Origin of the sequence: Mesorhizobium calcicola (genome assembly GCF_042682105.1) — a bacterium.
In the GTDB taxonomy this organism is placed as follows: Bacteria; Pseudomonadota; Alphaproteobacteria; order Rhizobiales; family Rhizobiaceae; genus Mesorhizobium; species Mesorhizobium calcicola.
Window position 1 is genome coordinate 91522 of record NZ_JBHUGY010000064.1, and the last position, 18426, is coordinate 109947.

Consider the following 18426-nt stretch of genomic DNA (forward strand, 5'->3'; position numbering starts at 1 on the left):
GGGCGCGCGCCCCGGGCGCGCTCGGGCGCCGCCGAAATGCATTCGAGCTTCACCGCATTGCGCGATGCATGCCGGTACCGTTGTGGAAGATCTTCGCGCTTCGGCGTAAAAGCCACCGGGCTGCTGTTACACCCCCCGGCCAAGCCGCCTGACGAATAGATAGGTGGCTGCCGCGATAAACACCGATACCGCCGTTACCACCCAGAAGCCCATCGGCGTGTCGACCAGCGGCAGCCCGCCGACATTCATGCCGAACAGGCCCGAGATGATGGTCGTCGGCAGCAGCACCGCCGTCATGACAGAGAGAACGTAGAGCAACTGGTTCGACTGCATGGTCAGCTTGGCCATCAGCTCGTCTTGCAACAGCCTTGTGCGCGCCTGCAATTGCTCGCCGTCATGGTAGAGAGTATGCGCCCGCTGCGAGAGCCTGGCCGCCATGTCGTTGATCGGGTCAGGCAGCTCGTTGCGATGCGAATGGTCGAGATGTCGGAACAGATTGGTGATCGTCGCCATCTGCCGATGGATGACCACCAATTGCCGGCGCGCCTCGACCAGCGCTTGTCGCTCATTGTGCCACGCATCGCGTACGACGCGGTCCTCGATGCCGTCGAGCTTGTCGCCCAGCTTGCGGAGCTCAGCCGACATGCCGTCGAGCGACTGGCCCGTGACCGCCTCGATCAGTTCCGCCGGCGAGCGGAACTTGCGCGATCCACTCTCCACTGACTTGCGGACGGCATCGACCGATTCCAGCGGCTGCTTGCGAGCGCCGATCAGCGTCGTCTCGTTGAAGGCGAAGCGGAAATGGACAAGCCCGCGCGCCTCGGAAAAATTGTGTCTGAGATCCGGCAGATCGCCATAGAGCCAGCCATCCTCGAAGTCGATGTGACAGCCATGGCTGGGGGCAAGGAAGGCGTCGCGCACCGGCCCCGGCAAAGCCTTCTCAGCGCCGATCTCCTGGCGTGCATGCAGGTCGGTGATCTGATAGCTGCGCCAGTTCCAGCACGCCTGTCCCGGGTCCTTGGTGCGCAGGCCATCGGCGGTGAAATGATAGATGAAGAACAGCCCGTGCTCGTCGGGCAGGTAAGGCGACAGGTCGGTGCCTTCCGGGGCAAGAGCGACATCCATGGGCAGTACCAGATGCAGTTTTCGGACATGGCGCCGCGTGGCGGCAGCCTGACCGCGATCTCTAGCACGGACGAGCCTGGTTGCGTGTGACGGTTTCTTGACAGCCGATCACAGTCTGCCGAGCGCCGGCGTCGCGCCGCCGCGATCGATCTTGCCGTCATCTTCGGCGCACGAAAGGGCCGCGCACCCATCGCAACGGTGCGGTCAAGCGCCAGCTGCGTGACGCGAGGATCGCGTTGCGTTCTTCGCGGAGAGCGTCTCGGTCACGGACGAGCGCGTCGCGTTCGAGCCTAAGGTCGTCATGGGCGCGAATGAGTTCGTCCTGCTCGAGTGTGAGGTCACGCGTCGTGGCCGTCGGCTGCGGGTGGTCCCGCAGCGGCAGCCGGGCCGCAAGCCATTCGGAAATTGCCGCCGGAAGGGCCAGCTTCCCTTGCATTATCGGATTTACATCCGCTGACGCGTCGCTGAACAGGCCATGATAGTGGATGTGGACCAGGCGCGCCGCGTTGGGCGCCGGCAGCCCCGCGAGGTTGTTGAGAGGAAAATTGTGCGTATCCGGCAAAAGTCGCACGGGGTGGTTTCCGGCAACTGCCGCCAGCGAGAAGGCGGCCTGGCTGGTGCCCCAATAGGTGGTGGCCTCTCCGTGCAGGACCCCGGTCCCGGTGTCGAAAGTTGGCCCGTCGGCCCACGGCTTCATATCCGCGGCCACCAATTGTTTGAAAATGGCTTCGGTACGCTGGAAAAGCCCGCATGCCCTTGTTGCTACAAAAAGCCCGCCATTGTAGCTCGCTCGCACCGCCTGGCCACCGACCGTTGTCCGCACGATGGGGAGATGCTCATAGTCGACGCCGACAAGCGCGCATAACTGTCTCCAGTAGCTGTCGAATGGGTCGCCAGGCCCCGTCGTGCACATTCCCTTGACGTCTACCGGGCGCGCGGCGGCCGAACTTGCGCCCAACGATAAATCGGGCTCGGCGACAAATATCGTATCGCTGTCGAGCTGGACGATGACAGGCGGCCCCGGCCGGCGTTCGACGTGAGCGAGCGCGTGAATGCGATACGACGTGCCGTATTGCGGGTAGTAACTCTGGATCTCGATCGGCAGGTATTCGACATCCAGCTGCTCGAATTTGCGCAGCGTCGACAAGGATGGGCGGCGGCTGCTCCTTGGTGAGACGACCGTTATCGGGCACCGCGAATAGGCGCCTGCAAAACATCGTATGCTCTCGCACAGCAGCAGGGCTTGCGCTTCGAGAATGCCCGCTTCGGCAATCAGCACAAACTCGACACTCTTCTCGGCGATGTCGAGCGCCGGACCGGCCTCCCGCGGCAGTGCCGGCGTGCCCGGCGAAGGCGCCCGTGATGGCTCGGCTTCGATCTTCTGGATAATGATCTGCTCGCCCCGATACAACTCGCGGTACTGGCCGGCATGCACCGCCAGGAAGGTATCGATCCCGAGTTTTGGATGGTCGATTTCGTCGGGGAAGAATGTCCATTCATAGTCGTCGAGAATGATGATGCCGCCGTCCCTGACCATCTGCCAGGAAAACACGGCATCGGCCTGGACATCGGCGCTGTGATGGCTGCCATCGATGAAGACGACCTCGAAGCTGCGTTCCTCGGAAATGAGGCGGGCCAGCGCCTGCGACGAACGGCTTTTGATCTTTTCGACCCGTCCGCCGAATTCAGCGAGATTGGCGTCGAAACGTTGTTCCACATGGGCAAGCTGGTCGGCCCATTTGGGGCGAAGCGCGTGTTCGGGACTTCCACTGAACGTATCGATGCATGTCAGCTGGCATTTGCTCAGATACTGCAGAAAGAAAACCGCCGACCGGCCCTCCCATGAGCCGATTTCCAGAACCTTCAGGGGCTCGTCACGGCGCGCTGCGAGCAGCGACGCCCACACCGAGAAGAACCGCGACGTCCAGTCGGTGGAAAGGTACTTGCCTTCAAACCACGCCGAAAAAACAGGGTCCATTATGCTCTCTCGATACGGACGGGCAGGGATAGCAATTCTCGCGCCGTGGAGATCCCGCTCACGGCTGGTTCATCCCAGACCGGCTCAGCCATTTTCCCGCCGCCCGCAGCCGGGCGCTGGCGCCAACTGCCAACCGTCTCATCGCCGCACTGGTCGCAGCCCGCCGATCGAGCGGCCAGCACAGCGTGCAGACCTCCAGCACCTCTCGCAGCCGCATCGGCGGGCTGGCGAGTATGCGCGCGACCGTACTTTGCGCCAGCCGCCGGGCGTCGTCGGCATCCTCGGCATGCGCAAACGGCTGCGATGCGGCGAGAAAGACGCGCAGCACGCCAAGCAGTTTGCGGTAGGCGGCGACGCGCCGCTCGGTGGCGATTTCATTCCCGCGCAGGAAACGCGACAGATCCTGCGCGAAGGCGTCGTCGTAGAGGTCGTAGGTCAGGCCGAGACGGGTCCACAAAGCCTCGCGGATCGGATGCGTCCGGTTGCGTGCGTTCTTCGAGTTCATAATTGTCAGTCCAAGCGTGTTCACCCGATAGCGCGTCAACGGCTCGGCGAGGTTTCGCGCGCGGCACAAGGGCAGCATCTGAAACCAGAGATAGTGGTCCTGCGAGACCAATTCCTCGATCCTGTAGGGTCCGGCCGCGTCGAAGCAGCTGCGGCGATAGGCGACCGCCGAATGGTAGAATGGGTTGTGGAACAGGATGGTCCATCGGATCTCGAGATCCGTTTGCGGCATTGCCTGCACATAGTGGACCTGATCGGCTTCGTCGATCAGCGTCACGGAACTTCCGACCAGGCCCAGCTGCGGATCCTCGGCCAGTGCCGCGACGAGGCGCCCGACATGCGTCGGCTCGGCGATGTCATCCGCGTCCAGGCGAAGAATGATGTCGCCGCGAGCCGCTTCGATGCCGCGGTTGGCGGCGGCGGCGGTGCCCAGATTGGTGGGACTGACGACAACCCGGATGCGCGGGTCGCGACGCGCCAGTGCCTGGAAGACCGCATCCTGGCCCGTTCCATCATCGACGATGATAAGCTCGAGATCGCCGAATTCCTGCGCGAGTATGCTGTCGACCGCCGCATCGAGGAAGCGCCGGTCGGTGTAGACCGTCATGACGACGGATGCGTGTGGGACGCGATCTGTTCCCGTCTCGGATCTGTTCTCCAAAATATCTCCCCCTGCCGACATTTCCCGATAGCCAACTCGCCCGCGAGCAGCAAACGGAAATCGTCACAGGACGGGTTTGCCTACCCGTGTCAGGCGAAAGTTCTCGAGGTAGAAAGGAAGGCGGCAAGCCTTGCGACCGCCGCGCCTCTTGCTCTCGTTCAGCGCTTCGGGCCGAAGCCCGGGTAGGGGTTGAGCGGTACGATGGCGGCGATATCCATCATGCCGGCCTTCACCAGCGGCAAGGTGGCGAGATGGCCGCGCACGTCGGCGTCGCTGCCGGCCTCGAACATCATGCCGCTGCCGGGGACGTCGCCGCGGTTCCAGACCTGGCGTACCGCGCCTTCGGCATAGAGCGTGCGCCGCTGCTCGGCCTCGCCCGGCAGCAGCGGCGCGAAATCGGCATCGCTGAACTTTTCGGTGTTGCGGGTGAGAAGGGCAAAGAACTGCATGGCGGTCTCCTTTGGTTGGGATGACCCAACTATCGCCGCGGCTAGCCAGACTGTCCAAGACTGAATAAGCTAAAGTTGAGACCTCAAAGGACTTGAAAGCCTGGAGAAAAATGTTCGACCTGCGCCAGCTTCGCTATTTCGTCACGGTCGCCGAAACCGGCAATGTCGGCCGCGCCGCCGAAATGCTGCATATTTCGCAATCGCCGCTCAGCCGGCGGATCATGCAGCTCGAGGAGCAGCTTGGCGTTCCCCTGTTTGAAAGAGCCAGGCAACGGGTCCATCTCAACGCCGAAGGCCGCGCCTTCCTCGCCGAGGCCCGCTCGCTGCTGTCCAACGCGCGACGGTTGGAGGAGTTCGGCCGCAACCTGGCCAGCGGTGCCGTCGGCCGTCTCGCCATCGGCTATGTCGAAGGAGCCGTGCATGCCGGCCTTGTCGCCGGGATGCTGCGCCAGTTCCGCCGCGAGCGGCCGGATTTTCACCTTCAATTGCGAAGCCTGCGTTCGGCGGCGCAACTGGAGGCATTACGGCAGCGCTCGCTCGACCTGGGCTTCGTCTATTCGCCGCCGGCTGGCGATGATCCGGACATCGCCACCATCGCGCTGCGCCATGAACCATTGGTGCTGGCGATCCCCGAAGACGATCCGCTTGTCGGGTTGTCGGACATCAGGCCACGCCACCTCGACGGCCGCACCTGGATCACCGTCGTGCGCCAACCCGACGACACCAACCGCGGCCAGTTCCTGGCTGCCTGTGCCAAGGCCGGCTTTCTGCCCGACATCGCTTATGAGACGGCCGATCCGTTGACCTCGCTCGGACTGGTCAGCGCCGGTCTTGGCTTGGCGACGGTGCAGGCCAGCCTGCGTGCCGCCGCACCGCCGCGGATCGTGTTTCGCGACCTGCCATGGTTCGAACGAAAGGTTTCGATCCATCTTGCCTGGCGTCGTCTTGACCACCGAGCGGTGATCGCCGGCTTGCGGGAGGCAGCGGAGGAAGAGGGCAGTAGGGCAGTAGGGCAGTAGGGCAGTAGGGCAGTAGGGCAGTAGGGCAAACCCACTCCAGGCAATCTACATACTGCCTTACTGCCATATTCCCTTACTGCCCTACATTTTGCTCCTACATCTTGTCTATCACCGACTGCACGCCCTCGGTCGGGGCATCGACGGAGGACCCCGCCACCATGATGGCGGCGACGATTGCCTCGGGGTCGTTGACGACCAGCGGCTTGACCCGCTGCGCGGTGTGGATGAAGCCCTCGGCGGCCATGTGATCGAGCAACGCCAGCATCGGATCCCAGAATCCGCCGACATTGCCGAAGACGATCGGCTTGCGGTGATGGCCGAGCTGTCCCCAGGTCATCACCTCGACGATCTCCTCGACCGTGCCGATGCCGCCCGGCAGCGCCACAAAGGCGTCGGATTTTTCGAACATCCTATGTTTGCGCTCGTGCATGTTGTCGGTGATCACGAGCTCGTCGAGCCGGTCAAGCGCGGTTTCGGTTGCCTCCTTGTTGATGAGGAAGCGCGGAATGATGCCCGTCACCTTGCCGCCGGCACGCAGGGCGCCCTCGGCAACGGCGCCCATGATGCCTTTGGTGCCGCCGCCGTAAATCAGCCTGAGGCCGGAGCGCGCAAGCGAGCGCCCAAGCAGGTGTCCGGCCTTGGCATAGGTTTCATCGCGGCCCGGAGACGAGCCGCAGTAGACGCAGACGGATCGAATCGTGTTCATGCCGATGATTGGTGATTGGGTCTGAAAGCGGGGTCAAGCCCGGGCGGGCTTTTTCTTGTCGGTTTTGGCAAAACAGGCTAGACCGGCATTAGGTGGCTAAGGGGTAGGCAAATATGGCGATTAATCCACTGAAGGTGTTCCTGTTCGCGGCGGGTGGGACCGTCGCGGCCGCGGGAACCGCCTATGTATCGGGTGCACTCGATGCGTATCTCAATCGCACGCCGCCGGCGCAAGTAGCGGCCTTGACGCCACCCGAGGCGCCGAAACCGGCCGATCCCGGCACGCAAGCGCGCCTGCCGGCGCCGGCGGTGCCGGCTGCTCCCGCCGCGGCGCCCCAGGCGGCAGCCCCGGCCGCACCGGCAACGGAGGCTCCAGCAGCGCCCGCAACCGAGGCGACAGCTCCTGCAGCGCCCGCGCCGGATGCGGCGGCGCCCGCCACGGCCGGTCCGATCGCGCCGTCCTTCGATGTCGTGCGCGTCGAGAGCAACGGCTCGATCGTCGTTGCCGGCAATGCGGCGCCCAACTCGAAGGTCGAGATACTCACCGGCACGACCGTGCTCGGCTCGACGGTCGCGGGCCCTGATGGCGCCTTTGTCATCGTGCTCGACGATCCGCTGAAACCCGGCGACTATACAATCGCGTTGCGCGCCACCATCGGCGATGTCGTGACCGCCTCGGCGCAGACCGCCGTCGTTTCGGTTCCCAAGGATGCGGCCGGCCAGGTGCTGGCCATGGTCGAGGAGCCGGGCAAGCCGGCCGAACTGCTCACCGTTCCGGCGCCCGAGACAAACCCGGCCGCCCCGGCCGCCGACGACCAGGCTGCCGCCCCGGCTGCTCCCGCGGCCGAAGCGCCTGCACCTGCCGCCCCGGCGGCTCCGGCGCCAGCCGCGGTTGAAGCAGTACCTGCTCCGGCGACTCCGGCAACGCCCCCCGCCGCAGCCGTGGCCGAACCCAAGATCGTCGTCGAGGCGGTCGAGATCGACGGCAACAAGATCTTTGTTGCCGGTCTCGCCGATCCCGGCCGCAAGGTGCGCGCCTACGCCAACGATATCCTGCTCGGTGACGCGCAGACGTCATCGGACGGCCACTTCCTGGTCGAGGCGACGCGCGACATTCCGGTCGGCAGCTACACCATCCATGTCGACGGTCTCGATGCCGACGGGGTGAAAGTTGTGGCCCGTGCCGCCGTGCCGTTCGAGCGTGAGCCGGGTGAATCGGTCGCCGCCGTGGCGCCCGCCGATCTCAAACCCGCCGAAGCAAAGCCTGCCGAGCCGAAACCGGTCGCGCCCGCTGTTGTCGCGGCGGCCCCGGCGGAGCCCGCACCGGCTCCTGCCGCACCGGCCACCGAGGCGCCGGCCGTTGCCGCCGCACCGGCCGAGATGGCACCGGCCACGACGCCCGCTCCTGCCACTGAGGCTCCGGCCGTCGTGGCGGCGGCAACGCCGCCAGGCGATGTGCCCGAGACCGTCGCGCCCAAGCTCGAGCATGCCGACGGCGCCGTCGTCATCCGCCGCAACGATACGCTGTGGCGGATTTCGCGGCGCGTCTACGGCCATGGCGTGCGTTATTCGACCATCTACCTCGCCAACCAGGATCAGATCAGCAATCCCGACCGCATCTGGCCAGGGCAGGTGTTCAAGGTTCCGGAAAAGTCGAAGGAAGGCGAAGCCGCCGACCTCAAGACGATGGGCGAGCAGGCGACGAAAGCGCCGACCAAGACCAAATAGAGCCAAGGCCATCCAGGGTCGTAGTCAGCTAGCTCTTTGAGCCGCTCAGGTGAAGTTTGAACCCGGTTGTGTTCTGATCGCCCAGGTCAGGGCGCAGGTTCATGCTCGGAATCAAATAGTCGCCGCCATTCTGCCGGCGATAGGGGATCGGCTGCGTGGTAGCGAGCGTTCTCATCCGCTCGCGCAAGCGCTGGGCAGCGGGCTCGAAGTCGGCTTCACCAAAGCGGTCGACGCTATAGATGACAAACGGCGGAAGCACGTCGTAACCCGGGTAGTAGAGAATCCCGTGATTGATCGGGAACAGCAGGTCGTCGATCTCGCCGTTGACGCCGCGAGGCGCATAATGCTCTTTCCAGCCGCCTGCCGTCACGATCAGCATTGCGCGCTTGCCGACCAAGGTTCCGTCCCCGTAGCGGTCGCCCCATCGCTTGTCGCTATGCTCACCAACACCGTAGGCGAAGCCGTAAGCGAAGACCCTGTCGACCCAACCTTTGAGAATCGCCGGCATGGCAAACCACCAGAGCGGAAACTGGAGGATCAATGCATCCGCCCAAATCAGCTTGGCGATCTCGGCCTTGACGTCTTCGGTCAGCGCGTCGGCTTCGAAAGACTTCTTGGACGCCGTGGCAGGTATCAGCCGCGTGTCCGACGCCAAGACCGGAAAGTCGGTCCGATCGACCGCTGATTTCCAGCCCTGGGCGTAAAGGTCCGTTACCCGCACTTCATGGCCTTGTGCCTCCAGTTCCGTGATGGCGACGTCGCGGAGCGCGGCGTTGAGCGAGCGCGATTCGGGATGAGCGAAGACAAGCAGAATTTTCATGCGGCGACTCCAGGGATTGAAAACCTGTTCGTCAGGTAGGCAATATCGATGCAATCCGCTATGTATCGGCAATGGATAAGATTGTGCCGAATAATGGATAAATCGGATATCACGCTCGAACGCATGCGCACCTTCGTTCGCGTCGCAGAACGGGGGAAGCTGTCGTCGGTTGCCAATGAACTGGGCATCGGGCAATCGACGGTCACGCGGCATTTGCAGGAGCTCGAGGAGGCGGTGGGTGTGCCTTTGCTCAGCCGAACCACCCGGCGGGTCACGTTGACCGATGAGGGTAACCGGTACTACGCAAACAGCATCCAGATCCTGCGCCTTGTGGAGCAGGCCGGCGATGAAGCGCGCGGCGCGCGCGGTGCGCCGGCTGGCACCGTCCGGATCTCCTGTACGGCAGCCTTCGGGGTCTTGCACGCCAGCCGGTTCGTCTTCGCCTTTCAGGATCGATATCCCGAGATCGGAATTGATCTCAGCCTCACGGACGAACGTGTGGATCTCGTCCGGGAGGGCGTCGATATCGCGCTTCGCCTTGGGCCACTCACTGACAGCTCGTTGAAGCTGCGCGCCCTCGGCCAATCACGGCGTCTGCTCGTGGCATCGCCGGATTATCTGGCGGCGCGAGGGAGACCGGTCGTCCCATCGGATCTTTCTCGGCATGAGGGCATCCGCATGTCGAATGTGGCGGGCAGCGAAACTCTTGCTTTGCAAGGCGCCGGCGGCGAACTCCATATGGTGCCTTTCGCAGGGCGACTGCGTATCGACCATGGACTGGCCGCACGCGAGGCCTTGGTCGCTGGCCGAGGGATTGCACCGGCTCATCGATGGCTTGTCGACGATCTTTTGGCAGCAGGCTTGCTCGAGACGATACTGGCGGAATATTCGCTGCCCTCCGTCCCATTGAACATGCTGATTGTCCCGGAGCGCGCGGGCATCGCAAGGGTCCGCTTACTGGTCGACTTTCTGGCCGAACAGATACTCGATATGCCGGGGATCGAGAAATCGATCTCAAAGCGTTAGTCGCCAGCCAAATCTGCCCATAAGCGCAGCTTGCCGCAGGACCGGTCATCGTTTATCGCCGATGGACGATGGCCGAATCCCCCTTCGAAGCAGACGGATGCCGCCCCGCGCCGGGCAACTGCGCCCCCGACAGCCACGCGGTCGCCGCCCGGCTTGCCGCGCTTTCGCACCCGGCGCGCATCGAAATCATAAAGCACCTGTCAGCCAGCAACTCCTGTTGCTGCCGCGAAGTCGTCGATCGTTTCGATCTGGCGCAGTCCACCGTGTCACAACACCTGAAGATACTGGTCGAAGCCGGGCTGGTCCGATTCGAGCCCGATCGCCAGCGCTCGCGTTATGCGGTCGACCACGCCGCGCTCGCCGATGTTTCCGCATCGGTCGCCGCGCTCGTCAATTCCTGCTGCTCCGGCCGCTGAGAATAAGAAGAAGGCATCAAAAAATGGCCGAAAAAACCGTCTCCGACTCCTCGACCTTCAAGACGCTGCTCAACCTGTGGCCTTACATGTGGCCGGCGGACCGCGCCGATCTCAGGGCGCGGGTCACCTGGGCGACGCTGCTGCTGGTCGTCGCCAAGCTGACGCTGGTCGCCGGGCCCTACTTCTTCAAATGGGCGACCGATGCGCTGGCCGGCGACGCCAAATCGGTGCCGCCGCTGCCGACCTTTCTGCTGGCGCCGGTCATGCTGGTCGTCGCCTACAATGTCGTGCGCCTAGTGCAGCTTGGCTTCAACCAGCTGCGCGACGCGCTGTTTGCCCGGGTCGGCCAGTACGCGGTGCGGCAGCTCGCCTTCCGCACCTTCGTCCACATGCACGAACTGTCGCTGCGCTTTCATCTCGAGCGGCGCACCGGCGGTCTGTCGCGTATCATCGAGCGCGGCACCAAGGGCATCGAGACGATTGTGCGTTTCATCATGCTCAACACCGCGCCGACCATCCTCGAATTCGCACTGACCACCGGCATCTTCGCCTACACCTATGGCTGGAAATACGTCGTCGTCGTCGCGGTCACCGTCTGGGTCTATGTCTGGTTCACGGTGCGGGCGAGCGACTGGCGCATCGCGATCCGCCGCGACATGAACGACAGCGACACCGATGCCAACACCAAGGCGATCGACTCGCTGCTCAACTACGAGACGGTCAAATATTTCAACAACGAAGGCATGGAGGCCGAGCGCTTCGACCGCTCGATGGCGCGCTACGAAATATCGGCGACGCGGATCTGGACCTCGCTCGGCTGGCTGAATTTCGGCCAGGGCATCATCTTCGGCCTCGGCACCGTCATCGTCATGTGCATGTCGGCGCTCGAAGTGCAGGCCGGCACGCAGACGGTCGGCGACTTCGTCTTCATCAACGCCATGTTGATGCAGCTGTCGGTGCCGCTCAATTTCATCGGCTTCATCTACCGCGAAATCCGCCAGGGGCTGACCGATATCGAGCAGATGTTCGATCTGCTCGATGTGCCGCGGGAGATCGTCGACAAGCCGGATGCCAGGCCGCTCGCCGTCAGCGCCGGCAAGGTCGAGTTCCGTGACGTGCATTTCTCCTATGATCCGAACCGCAAGATCCTGAAGGGCATCAGCTTCGAGGTGCCGGCCGGCAAGACGGTCGCCATCGTCGGGCCGTCGGGCGCCGGCAAGTCGACCATCTCGCGGCTTCTGTTCCGCTTCTACGACGTGCAGGGCGGCCAGGTGCTGATCGACGGCCAGGACATCAGAGACGTGACGCAGGAGAGCCTGCGTGGGGCGATCGGCATGGTGCCGCAAGACACCGTGCTGTTCAACGACACCATCGCCTACAACATCCGCTATGGCCGCATCGGCGCCAGCGAGGAGGATATGCGCAAGGCGGCCGAACTCGCCCAGATCGGCCCGTTCATCGAGCGACTGCCAGAGGGCTACAAGTCGATGGTCGGCGAGCGTGGGCTAAAACTCTCCGGCGGCGAGAAGCAGCGCGTGGCGATCGCCCGCACCATCCTGAAAGCACCGCCGATCCTGATGCTGGATGAAGCGACGTCGGCGCTCGACAGCCACACCGAGCAGGAGATCCAGGCCGCGCTCGATCTGGTCAGCCGCGGCCGCACCACCATCGTCATCGCCCACCGGCTGTCGACGGTGATTTCCGCAGACGAGATCATCGTGCTGCAGGACGGCCAGATCGCCGAGCGCGGCACCCATGCCGAGCTGATGCGAAAGCACGGCCTCTACGCCTCGATGTGGGACCGCCAGCGCGAAGCGACCGAGGCCGAGGAGCGGCTGCGCATTGCCCGCGAGGGCGACGAGCTTGGCGTCATCGTCCGCCGCCGCACGTCGGAGGTGTCATAGCGTTTTCCCTTCTCCCAAAGGAGAGAAGGGAAAGGTGTCGAAAAAATCCGCTTGACCTCAACTTTAGTTGAGATTGTAGGCCGTTCTTGGAGCCCGGAAAACCAAGATCCAAGAACGGAACAATCGAGATGAGCAAGACAAATCAGAGTGTTGACGGTAGCAGCGTGTTCAGGGTGGACAAATTCGTCGTCCCGGCGGCCGCTCGCGAGGAGATACTCGCCAAGGTCAGGGCAACACATGACCTGCTGCGCCGGCAGGATGGCTTCGTGCAGGATTTCCTGCTCGAGCAGTTCTCGGGGCCGGGCGAATTCAACCTCGTCACGATCGTCGAATGGGAAAGCCAGGCGGCCGTCGACCGGGTCGTGCCGATCGTCACGGCCGAGCATGCGCGTGCCGGGTTCAATCGGCAGGAGACGCTCGCCCGGCTTGGCGTGCGAGCCGACATCGCCAATTATCAGCGGATCCCCGGACTGTAAAAAGGCTTCTACGGCCAGCCGACGCCAGGTGCCGGCGCTTCAACGCTGAGCACCTGGCCGGTGCGGGCATCCCCAACCATATGCTCGAAGCCGCGCCATTCGGCGGCGGCGATGAACAGCGTTTTCTTGTCCGCACCGCCCAGCATGCAGGCAAAGCAGCCGCGATCGACATTGACGGTCTGCAGCACCTCGCCGCCTTCGAGCACCCGCTCGCAGTGCTTGTTGGGTACATCCGCATACCAGACCGCGCCTTCGGCATCGAGGCAGATGCCGTCGGGAAAGCCATCGAGATCGGCCCAGACCCGGCGGTTGGAAAGGGTGCCGTCCGCGGCGATGTCGAAGGCGGTCAGCCGGTTGGCGTGCGACTCGGCAACGATCAGCGTCTTGTTGTCCGGGGTTATGGCCATGCCGTTGGCAAAGGCGATATTTTCCGCCACCTGCCGGACCGCGCCGTCCGGCGTGATCAGCACGACGGTGCCTGGGCCGAAATATTGGCCGGGAGCCGGCGCCGGGCCGCCGCCATTGACATAGATGTTGCCCCGCCCGTCGACGACGATCTCATTCCACGGGCCTTTCGACAGCGGTCGCAAATCGGCGTGGGTAACCAGTGAACCGTCGGCTTCCTGCCTGAGCAGCAGCCCTTCGCGACCGGACACGACGAGCAGGTGGCCATACGGCAGCCAGTCGATGGAGTAGGGCAGCACAGCCGGAACTGTGAGCACGATTTCGCGGTTGCCATCGGCATCGACGGCCACGATCTCGCCGGTTCCCCAGTTGCAGAGCCACAGGCGTCCGTCACGCCAGCGCGGCGATTCACCGAAGGCAAGGCCGGCAGTAACGAGACGCGCTTGGGTGGTTGATTGTTTCTGCATATGCGGGACCTCCTGGTTGCACGTCATCGCGGCCGAAAGACCGACGAATGACGCTGTCTCACCAAGGACGGGCGAGGCGTCCTCGTCCCGACAGCAGCCCCACGGCTTTTCGCTCATGAAAAACTGCCATCGGCATGGCCGTTGGCGCCGCGTGACGGGCGGCTCGGAATTGCCTCGCCGATTGTTGCGTTGCGGCGAAGTGGGCTTTCGGCTATTGAGGCCGGACTTGAAACGGAGCCTACCCCAGCCCGATGAGCCTAGTCGATACGGTCAAGAACGCGTTCGTACCGATCCATCGCGAAGGCTATCCCTTCATCGCGGCCTTTGGCGCGGGCACACTTTTCCTCGGCTATTTCTCCTCGATCCTGTTCTGGATCGGCCTTATCCTGACCGCCTGGTGCGTTTATTTCTTCCGCGATCCCGAGCGGGTCACGCCGGTCGACGACCGCCTGGTGGTGAGCCCCGCCGACGGCATCATCTCGGCGGTCGGACCGGCCGTGCCGCCGCGCGAACTTGGCCTCGGCAATGTCGAGATGACCCGCATCTCGGTGTTCATGAACGTCTTCTCCTGCCATGTGAACCGCGCCCCGGTACGCGGCCGCATCGCCAAGATCGAACACCGGCCCGGAAAATTCCTCAATGCCGAACTCGACAAGGCGAGCACCGAGAACGAGCGCAACGGCCTGGTCATCGACAGCCCCAACGGCACGGTCGCGGCTGTCCAGATCGCCGGCCTGGTGGCGCGCCGCATCGTCTGCTGGGCCGAGGCCGGCGGCTCGATCGCCATTGGCGAGCGTTTCGGCCTGATCCGCTTCGGCTCGCGCGTCGACGTGTTCCTGCCCCTGACCGCCACGCCGCGCGTTGCCGTTGGCCAGACGGCGGTCGGTGGCGAAACCGTGCTGGCTGAATTCGGCGGTGTCGCCGGCACCCCCCTCGTGCGGATTTCCTGAGCAGTGGGCGCTCCGTTCAAGAAATTCGAGGCCCATGCCAGCGGCGGTCCGCGTATCCGAGAAATCCCGATGCGCATGGTGCTGCCCAACCTGGTCACCGTGCTTGCCATATGTGCTGGCCTGTCCGGCATCCGCTTCGGCTTCGAAGGCCGTTTTGAGCCCGCCGTGGTGATGGTGCTGCTTGCCGCGTTCCTCGACGGCATCGATGGCCGGCTGGCGCGGATGCTGAAGGCGACCTCCAAATTCGGCGCGCAGATGGATTCGCTGGCCGACATCGTCAATTTCGGCGTCGCGCCCGCTCTGGTGCTCTATGCCTTCCTGCTCGATCGGGCCGGATCGCCGGGCTGGATCGCGGCACTCCTGTTTGCCATCGCCTGCGGGCTCAGACTTGCCCGCTTCAACGTGCTCGACGACGAAAAGGCCGAACGCCCCTTGTGGCAGTCCGAATATTTCGTCGGCGTGCCGGCGCCGGCAGGCGCGGTGCTGGTGATGCTGCCGCTCTATCTCTATTTCCTGCGCACAGGCCTGGAGCCCAGTCGCCCGGCCGCCTTCGTCGCCACCGGCTTCACCGTCCTGGTCGCCTTTCTGCTGGTCAGCCGGCTGCCGGTCTATTCCGGCAAAAGCCTGAGAATTCCGGGCGACAAGGTGCTGCCGATCATCCTTGGTGTCGTGCTCTACGTGCTCTTGCTGATGACCTATCCCTGGTACACGCTGACCGCCTCGGTAGCCGGTTATCTGCTCTTCCTGCCGTTCAGCGTGCGCGCCTATTCGAAGCGCGCCAAGCTGGAGGGCGAGAAAGTGCCGCCTTCGGACATAGGATAGGGTTGCTCGAAGCTTTCCCGCGGCGCCCGGACGAGAACCGCTTTCGTTTCTACTCTACGCCGCCACGCCCAGCCCCAGCCTGTCGATCGCCAGCTTTCTCGTCGACACATAGTCGGTCTTGCCGGAACCCAGAACCGGGATTTCGTCGACCTTGACGATGTCGTTCGGCACCATCAGTTCGGCGGCACCCGCCTGTTTGCCGAACTTGCGCAACTCGTCGGGATTGGCGTCGTCTGCGGTGGTGACCAACACGATGCGCTCGCCGCGCCTTTTGTCCGGCACCGCCACCGCCGCATGGCGTTCTTCCGGCCACAGCGACTGCACCAGCATCTCGACCGCCCCCAGAGACACCATCTCGCCAGCGATCTTGGCGAAGCGCTTGGCGCGGCCGCGAATGGTGATGAAGCCTTCGCGGTCGACGGCAACGATGTCGCCGGTGTCGTGCCAGCCGGTTAGCGGCTGCAATTCACCGGGACGGTCCGCAGTCATATAGCCCATCATCAGGTTGGGTCCGTCGAGCCACAACTGACCCGCGTCGGAGATGCCCTCGACCGGCTCCAGTTTCATGCGCATCGCCGGCAACAGCCGCCCGACGGTGCCGTCGCGGCCATGGATCGCCGTGTTGACGGCGACCACGGGGGCTGCCTCGGTCAGCCCGAAGCCTTCGATGATCTCGGCCTGGAAGCGTTCGCGATAGACGCGGCGTGTTTCCGGCTTCACCGCCTCGGCGCCGGCGACGACGAAGCGCAGGCTGGAAAAATCGCCGTCCTTGGCGGTGCGCGCATAGTTGGCGAGGAACGTGTCGGTGCCGAACATGACCGTCGGCTTCACCTTGCGCGCGACCTCGGGGATGATCTTGTAGTGCAGCGGCGAGGGGTAGAGGAACAGTTTTACCCCGGTAACCAGCGGCAGGATGGTGCCGCCTGTCAGGCCGAAGGAGTGGAACACCGGCAGCACGTTGAGCAGGATGTCGGCCGGCGAGATGGTGATGCGCGCCTCGGCCTGCATGGCGTTGGCAAGCAGGTTCTTGTGCGACAGCAGCACCGCCTTGGGCGTACCTTCCGAACCCGAGGTGAACAGGATCACCGCCGGCTTGGCCGCATCCTGCCGCTGCAGCGGCCAGCGCCACAGCAAAGCGGCGGCAAGCTTGTCCAGCGCGGTGACGCCTTCCCGCACATCCTCCAGCCACAGCAGCCTGGCGCCGCCCTTTTCGACCGCCGCGACGATATCGGCGAGGTCGGCCTTCTCGATGAAGGCACGGGAGGAGACAACCGTGCGGATTGTCGCCGTGCGCACTGCTGCGGTCACGCTGGCGGGGCCGGCGGTGTAGTTGACCATCGCCGCCACCCGGCCGGCAGACAGCAGGCCGACAAACGACAGCACCACGCCATTGGCGTTGGGCAGAAGCAGGCCGACCGCTTCGCCTGGCGCCGTCACCGCCTCGAACCGGCGCCCCAGGACGCGGGCGCCGATGAACATCTTGCGGTAGCTCAGCGTGCCGGAGATGACATCCTCGATGATTGGGTGCGAGGCGCCGACACGGGTTGCCGCGTCGCGCATGGCCAGGAACAGGCCGCGATCGAGGTCGCTGCCGAAAAGCCGGGCCTCGGCGACACGGTCGAACAGCGCGTTGGTGTTCGAGGCCTGGTCGGGGTTGCGCGCCACCAGTTCGGCGATGGTCATCGGCTCCAGCACGCTGATCGACAGCTGCGGAAACCAGCGCCGCGGTGCCTTGTCCGCCGGCGTCAGCGACACCGGCAGGCTGCGCGCGCCGCCGACGAAGATCGGCACGATCTTGGCGTCGGCCTGCATGGCAATGCGGGTGACAGCGCGAAACAGGCGAAACGTCTTGACGTCAGGCTCGACCGCATCCGGCAAATAGACCGCGAGCCTCCCCTTGCCCTTGAGCACGCGCACCAGCCGGCGGCTGACGAAGACATGTTCGGCGTTGAAGGCGATGGTGCGGCCAAGCTCGCGCCACGGTTCGAGCCATGGCGACCGCGCCGAGACCTCGTCGAGTATATGCAAGGTATCGTCCGGCAGCAGCGACAGCATCAGCGCCGGCTCGAAACGCGATTGATGCGAGATGACGTAGATGACGGGGGCCTGCGCCTTGCGGGCGATCCTGATGCGGTTGTCGCCGATCCGGTAGGCAAGCTTGAACGGCACATAGAGCAGCGCCTGGGTGAAACGCAGGTCGAGGCGGAATTTCTCCACCACGCCGATCAGCAGCCAGGCCAGAACAAAACCCGCAAGCAGCGCCAGTGTCAGGATCATGCCGCGTCTCTCCCAACGATTTTAGCATAGCGGCTCTTTTGCGGCCGCTTCAGGGCAGAGCGTAGCGGAATGGAGGGCAAGGTCAATGTGGAGGCGCAAGGCTCTTTTCCTTCCCCCTTGTGGGTGAAGGTGGCCGAGCGAAGCTCGGTCGGATGAGGTGTGTTGGAGGGATCGCAGCGTTGAAGAAATGGCACTTGGAGTTTCGATTTTTCGGTGCCGCATTTCTTCCAACACACTCATCCGACTAGGCGCCCTTACGCCGCTTTCAACCGCCCGCTGATGAAACGAAACTCCTGCGTCTTGCCGCCATAGCCATAGGCGGCGGCCGGCACTTCATGCACGAAGGCGTAGCTTTCCTCGTGCACGCCGCCCAGCAGGCGGCCGAAGGCGTCGAAGATCGCCTTCATATAGGCTTCCAGCTCGAGCTTGGTGTTGGTGCCGTCGACCACCTTGATATCCAGCCAGAACGTGTTGCTGCCGTGCTCGGCCAGTGACTTGCCGCCGGCGAACCAGTGCTGCGGATCGATGTAGGATACGGCAACGGCGGTGATCGTCGGATCCTTGCGCAGCTCCCTAGCGGTGATCTCGGTGATTTCTCTGGCGATGCTGGCGGACAGGGCGGCGTCAGGCTTGCCGGTGATGCTGATATTGATGATGGGCATTTTCCTTCTCCTGGTTCGAGCGGCGTCTGATC

The 18426-nt window shown here is 64.0% G+C and carries 17 protein-coding genes and 1 pseudogene; 8 read left to right on the forward strand and 10 right to left on the reverse strand.

Annotated elements, in window-relative coordinates:
• Positions 1–126: 126 nt before the first annotated feature.
• From ACFSQT_RS33420 to ACFSQT_RS33440, 5 genes and pseudogenes are all read right to left on the reverse strand, one after another.
• Positions 127–1125, reverse strand: coding sequence for a transporter (locus ACFSQT_RS33420; RefSeq protein WP_379026092.1), 999 nt, complete (start codon positions 1123–1125; stop codon positions 127–129).
• Between the two features lie 157 nt (positions 1126–1282).
• Entirely contained in the window at positions 1283–2677 is a 1395-nt protein-coding gene (locus tag ACFSQT_RS33425; RefSeq protein ID WP_379026294.1) for a hypothetical protein, read from the reverse strand.
• Between the two features lie 6 nt (positions 2678–2683).
• Positions 2684–3103: pseudogene (locus ACFSQT_RS33430) on the reverse strand (class I SAM-dependent methyltransferase); the annotation flags it as partial.
• A 58-nt stretch (positions 3104–3161) separates the two neighbouring features.
• Entirely contained in the window at positions 3162–4268 is a 1107-nt protein-coding gene (locus tag ACFSQT_RS33435) for a glycosyltransferase (RefSeq protein ID WP_379026094.1), read from the reverse strand.
• Positions 4269–4426: 158 nt separating this feature from the next.
• A complete protein-coding gene (locus ACFSQT_RS33440; protein ID WP_379026096.1) occupies positions 4427–4717 on the reverse strand; it encodes a muconolactone Delta-isomerase family protein in 291 nt (96 codons plus the stop codon).
• A 110-nt stretch (positions 4718–4827) separates the two neighbouring features.
• On the opposite strand from ACFSQT_RS33440, the gene ACFSQT_RS33445 reads away from it, so the two are divergent.
• Positions 4828–5736: a LysR substrate-binding domain-containing protein gene (locus tag ACFSQT_RS33445; RefSeq protein WP_379026098.1), complete on the forward strand. Its 909-nt coding sequence runs from the start codon at positions 4828–4830 to the stop codon at positions 5734–5736.
• 94 nt (positions 5737–5830) lie between these two features.
• Here ACFSQT_RS33445 and ACFSQT_RS33450 read toward each other — a convergent pair whose 3' ends face one another.
• Complete coding sequence (locus tag ACFSQT_RS33450) at positions 5831–6442, reverse strand: LOG family protein (RefSeq protein WP_379026100.1); 612 nt, start codon at positions 6440–6442, stop codon at positions 5831–5833.
• 113 nt (positions 6443–6555) lie between these two features.
• On the opposite strand from ACFSQT_RS33450, the gene ACFSQT_RS33455 reads away from it, so the two are divergent.
• Positions 6556–8169, forward strand: a complete 1614-nt coding sequence (locus ACFSQT_RS33455) for a LysM peptidoglycan-binding domain-containing protein (RefSeq protein WP_379026102.1) — start codon at positions 6556–6558, stop codon at positions 8167–8169.
• Positions 8170–8197: 28 nt separating this feature from the next.
• On the opposite strand, the gene ACFSQT_RS33460 is transcribed toward ACFSQT_RS33455, so the two are convergent.
• Positions 8198–8989: an NAD(P)H-dependent oxidoreductase gene (locus tag ACFSQT_RS33460; protein WP_379026104.1), complete on the reverse strand. Its 792-nt coding sequence runs from the start codon at positions 8987–8989 to the stop codon at positions 8198–8200.
• 93 nt (positions 8990–9082) lie between these two features.
• Here ACFSQT_RS33460 and ACFSQT_RS33465 point away from each other — a divergent pair, with 93 nt between their 5' ends.
• From ACFSQT_RS33465 to ACFSQT_RS33480, 4 genes are all read left to right on the forward strand, one after another.
• Positions 9083–10015, forward strand: coding sequence for a LysR family transcriptional regulator (locus ACFSQT_RS33465; RefSeq protein ID WP_379026106.1), 933 nt, complete (start codon positions 9083–9085; stop codon positions 10013–10015).
• A gap of 68 nt (positions 10016–10083) precedes the next feature.
• Entirely contained in the window at positions 10084–10431 is a 348-nt protein-coding gene (locus ACFSQT_RS33470) for an ArsR/SmtB family transcription factor (protein WP_379026108.1), read from the forward strand.
• A gap of 23 nt (positions 10432–10454) precedes the next feature.
• Positions 10455–12335: an ABCB family ABC transporter ATP-binding protein/permease gene (locus ACFSQT_RS33475; protein ID WP_379026110.1), complete on the forward strand. Its 1881-nt coding sequence runs from the start codon at positions 10455–10457 to the stop codon at positions 12333–12335.
• 128 nt (positions 12336–12463) lie between these two features.
• Positions 12464–12811, forward strand: coding sequence for an antibiotic biosynthesis monooxygenase (locus ACFSQT_RS33480; protein ID WP_379026112.1), 348 nt, complete (start codon positions 12464–12466; stop codon positions 12809–12811).
• An 8-nt stretch (positions 12812–12819) separates the two neighbouring features.
• On the opposite strand, the gene ACFSQT_RS33485 is transcribed toward ACFSQT_RS33480, so the two are convergent.
• Complete coding sequence (locus tag ACFSQT_RS33485) at positions 12820–13683, reverse strand: SMP-30/gluconolactonase/LRE family protein (protein WP_379026114.1); 864 nt, start codon at positions 13681–13683, stop codon at positions 12820–12822.
• Positions 13684–13934: 251 nt separating this feature from the next.
• Between ACFSQT_RS33485 and ACFSQT_RS33490 the strand changes: the two genes are divergently transcribed.
• On the forward strand, positions 13935–14633 hold the full coding sequence (locus tag ACFSQT_RS33490; RefSeq protein WP_379026116.1) for a phosphatidylserine decarboxylase: 699 nt from the start codon (positions 13935–13937) through the stop codon (positions 14631–14633).
• Between the two features lie 3 nt (positions 14634–14636).
• Entirely contained in the window at positions 14637–15455 is an 819-nt protein-coding gene (locus ACFSQT_RS33495) for a CDP-alcohol phosphatidyltransferase family protein (protein ID WP_379026118.1), read from the forward strand.
• 54 nt (positions 15456–15509) lie between these two features.
• Here ACFSQT_RS33495 and ACFSQT_RS33500 read toward each other — a convergent pair whose 3' ends face one another.
• Both ACFSQT_RS33500 and ACFSQT_RS33505 read right to left on the reverse strand, forming a co-directional pair.
• Entirely contained in the window at positions 15510–17732 is a 2223-nt protein-coding gene (locus ACFSQT_RS33500) for an AMP-binding protein (RefSeq protein WP_379026120.1), read from the reverse strand.
• Positions 17733–17986: 254 nt separating this feature from the next.
• Entirely contained in the window at positions 17987–18394 is a 408-nt protein-coding gene (locus ACFSQT_RS33505) for a tautomerase family protein (protein ID WP_379026122.1), read from the reverse strand.
• Positions 18395–18426: the final 32 nt, after the last annotated feature.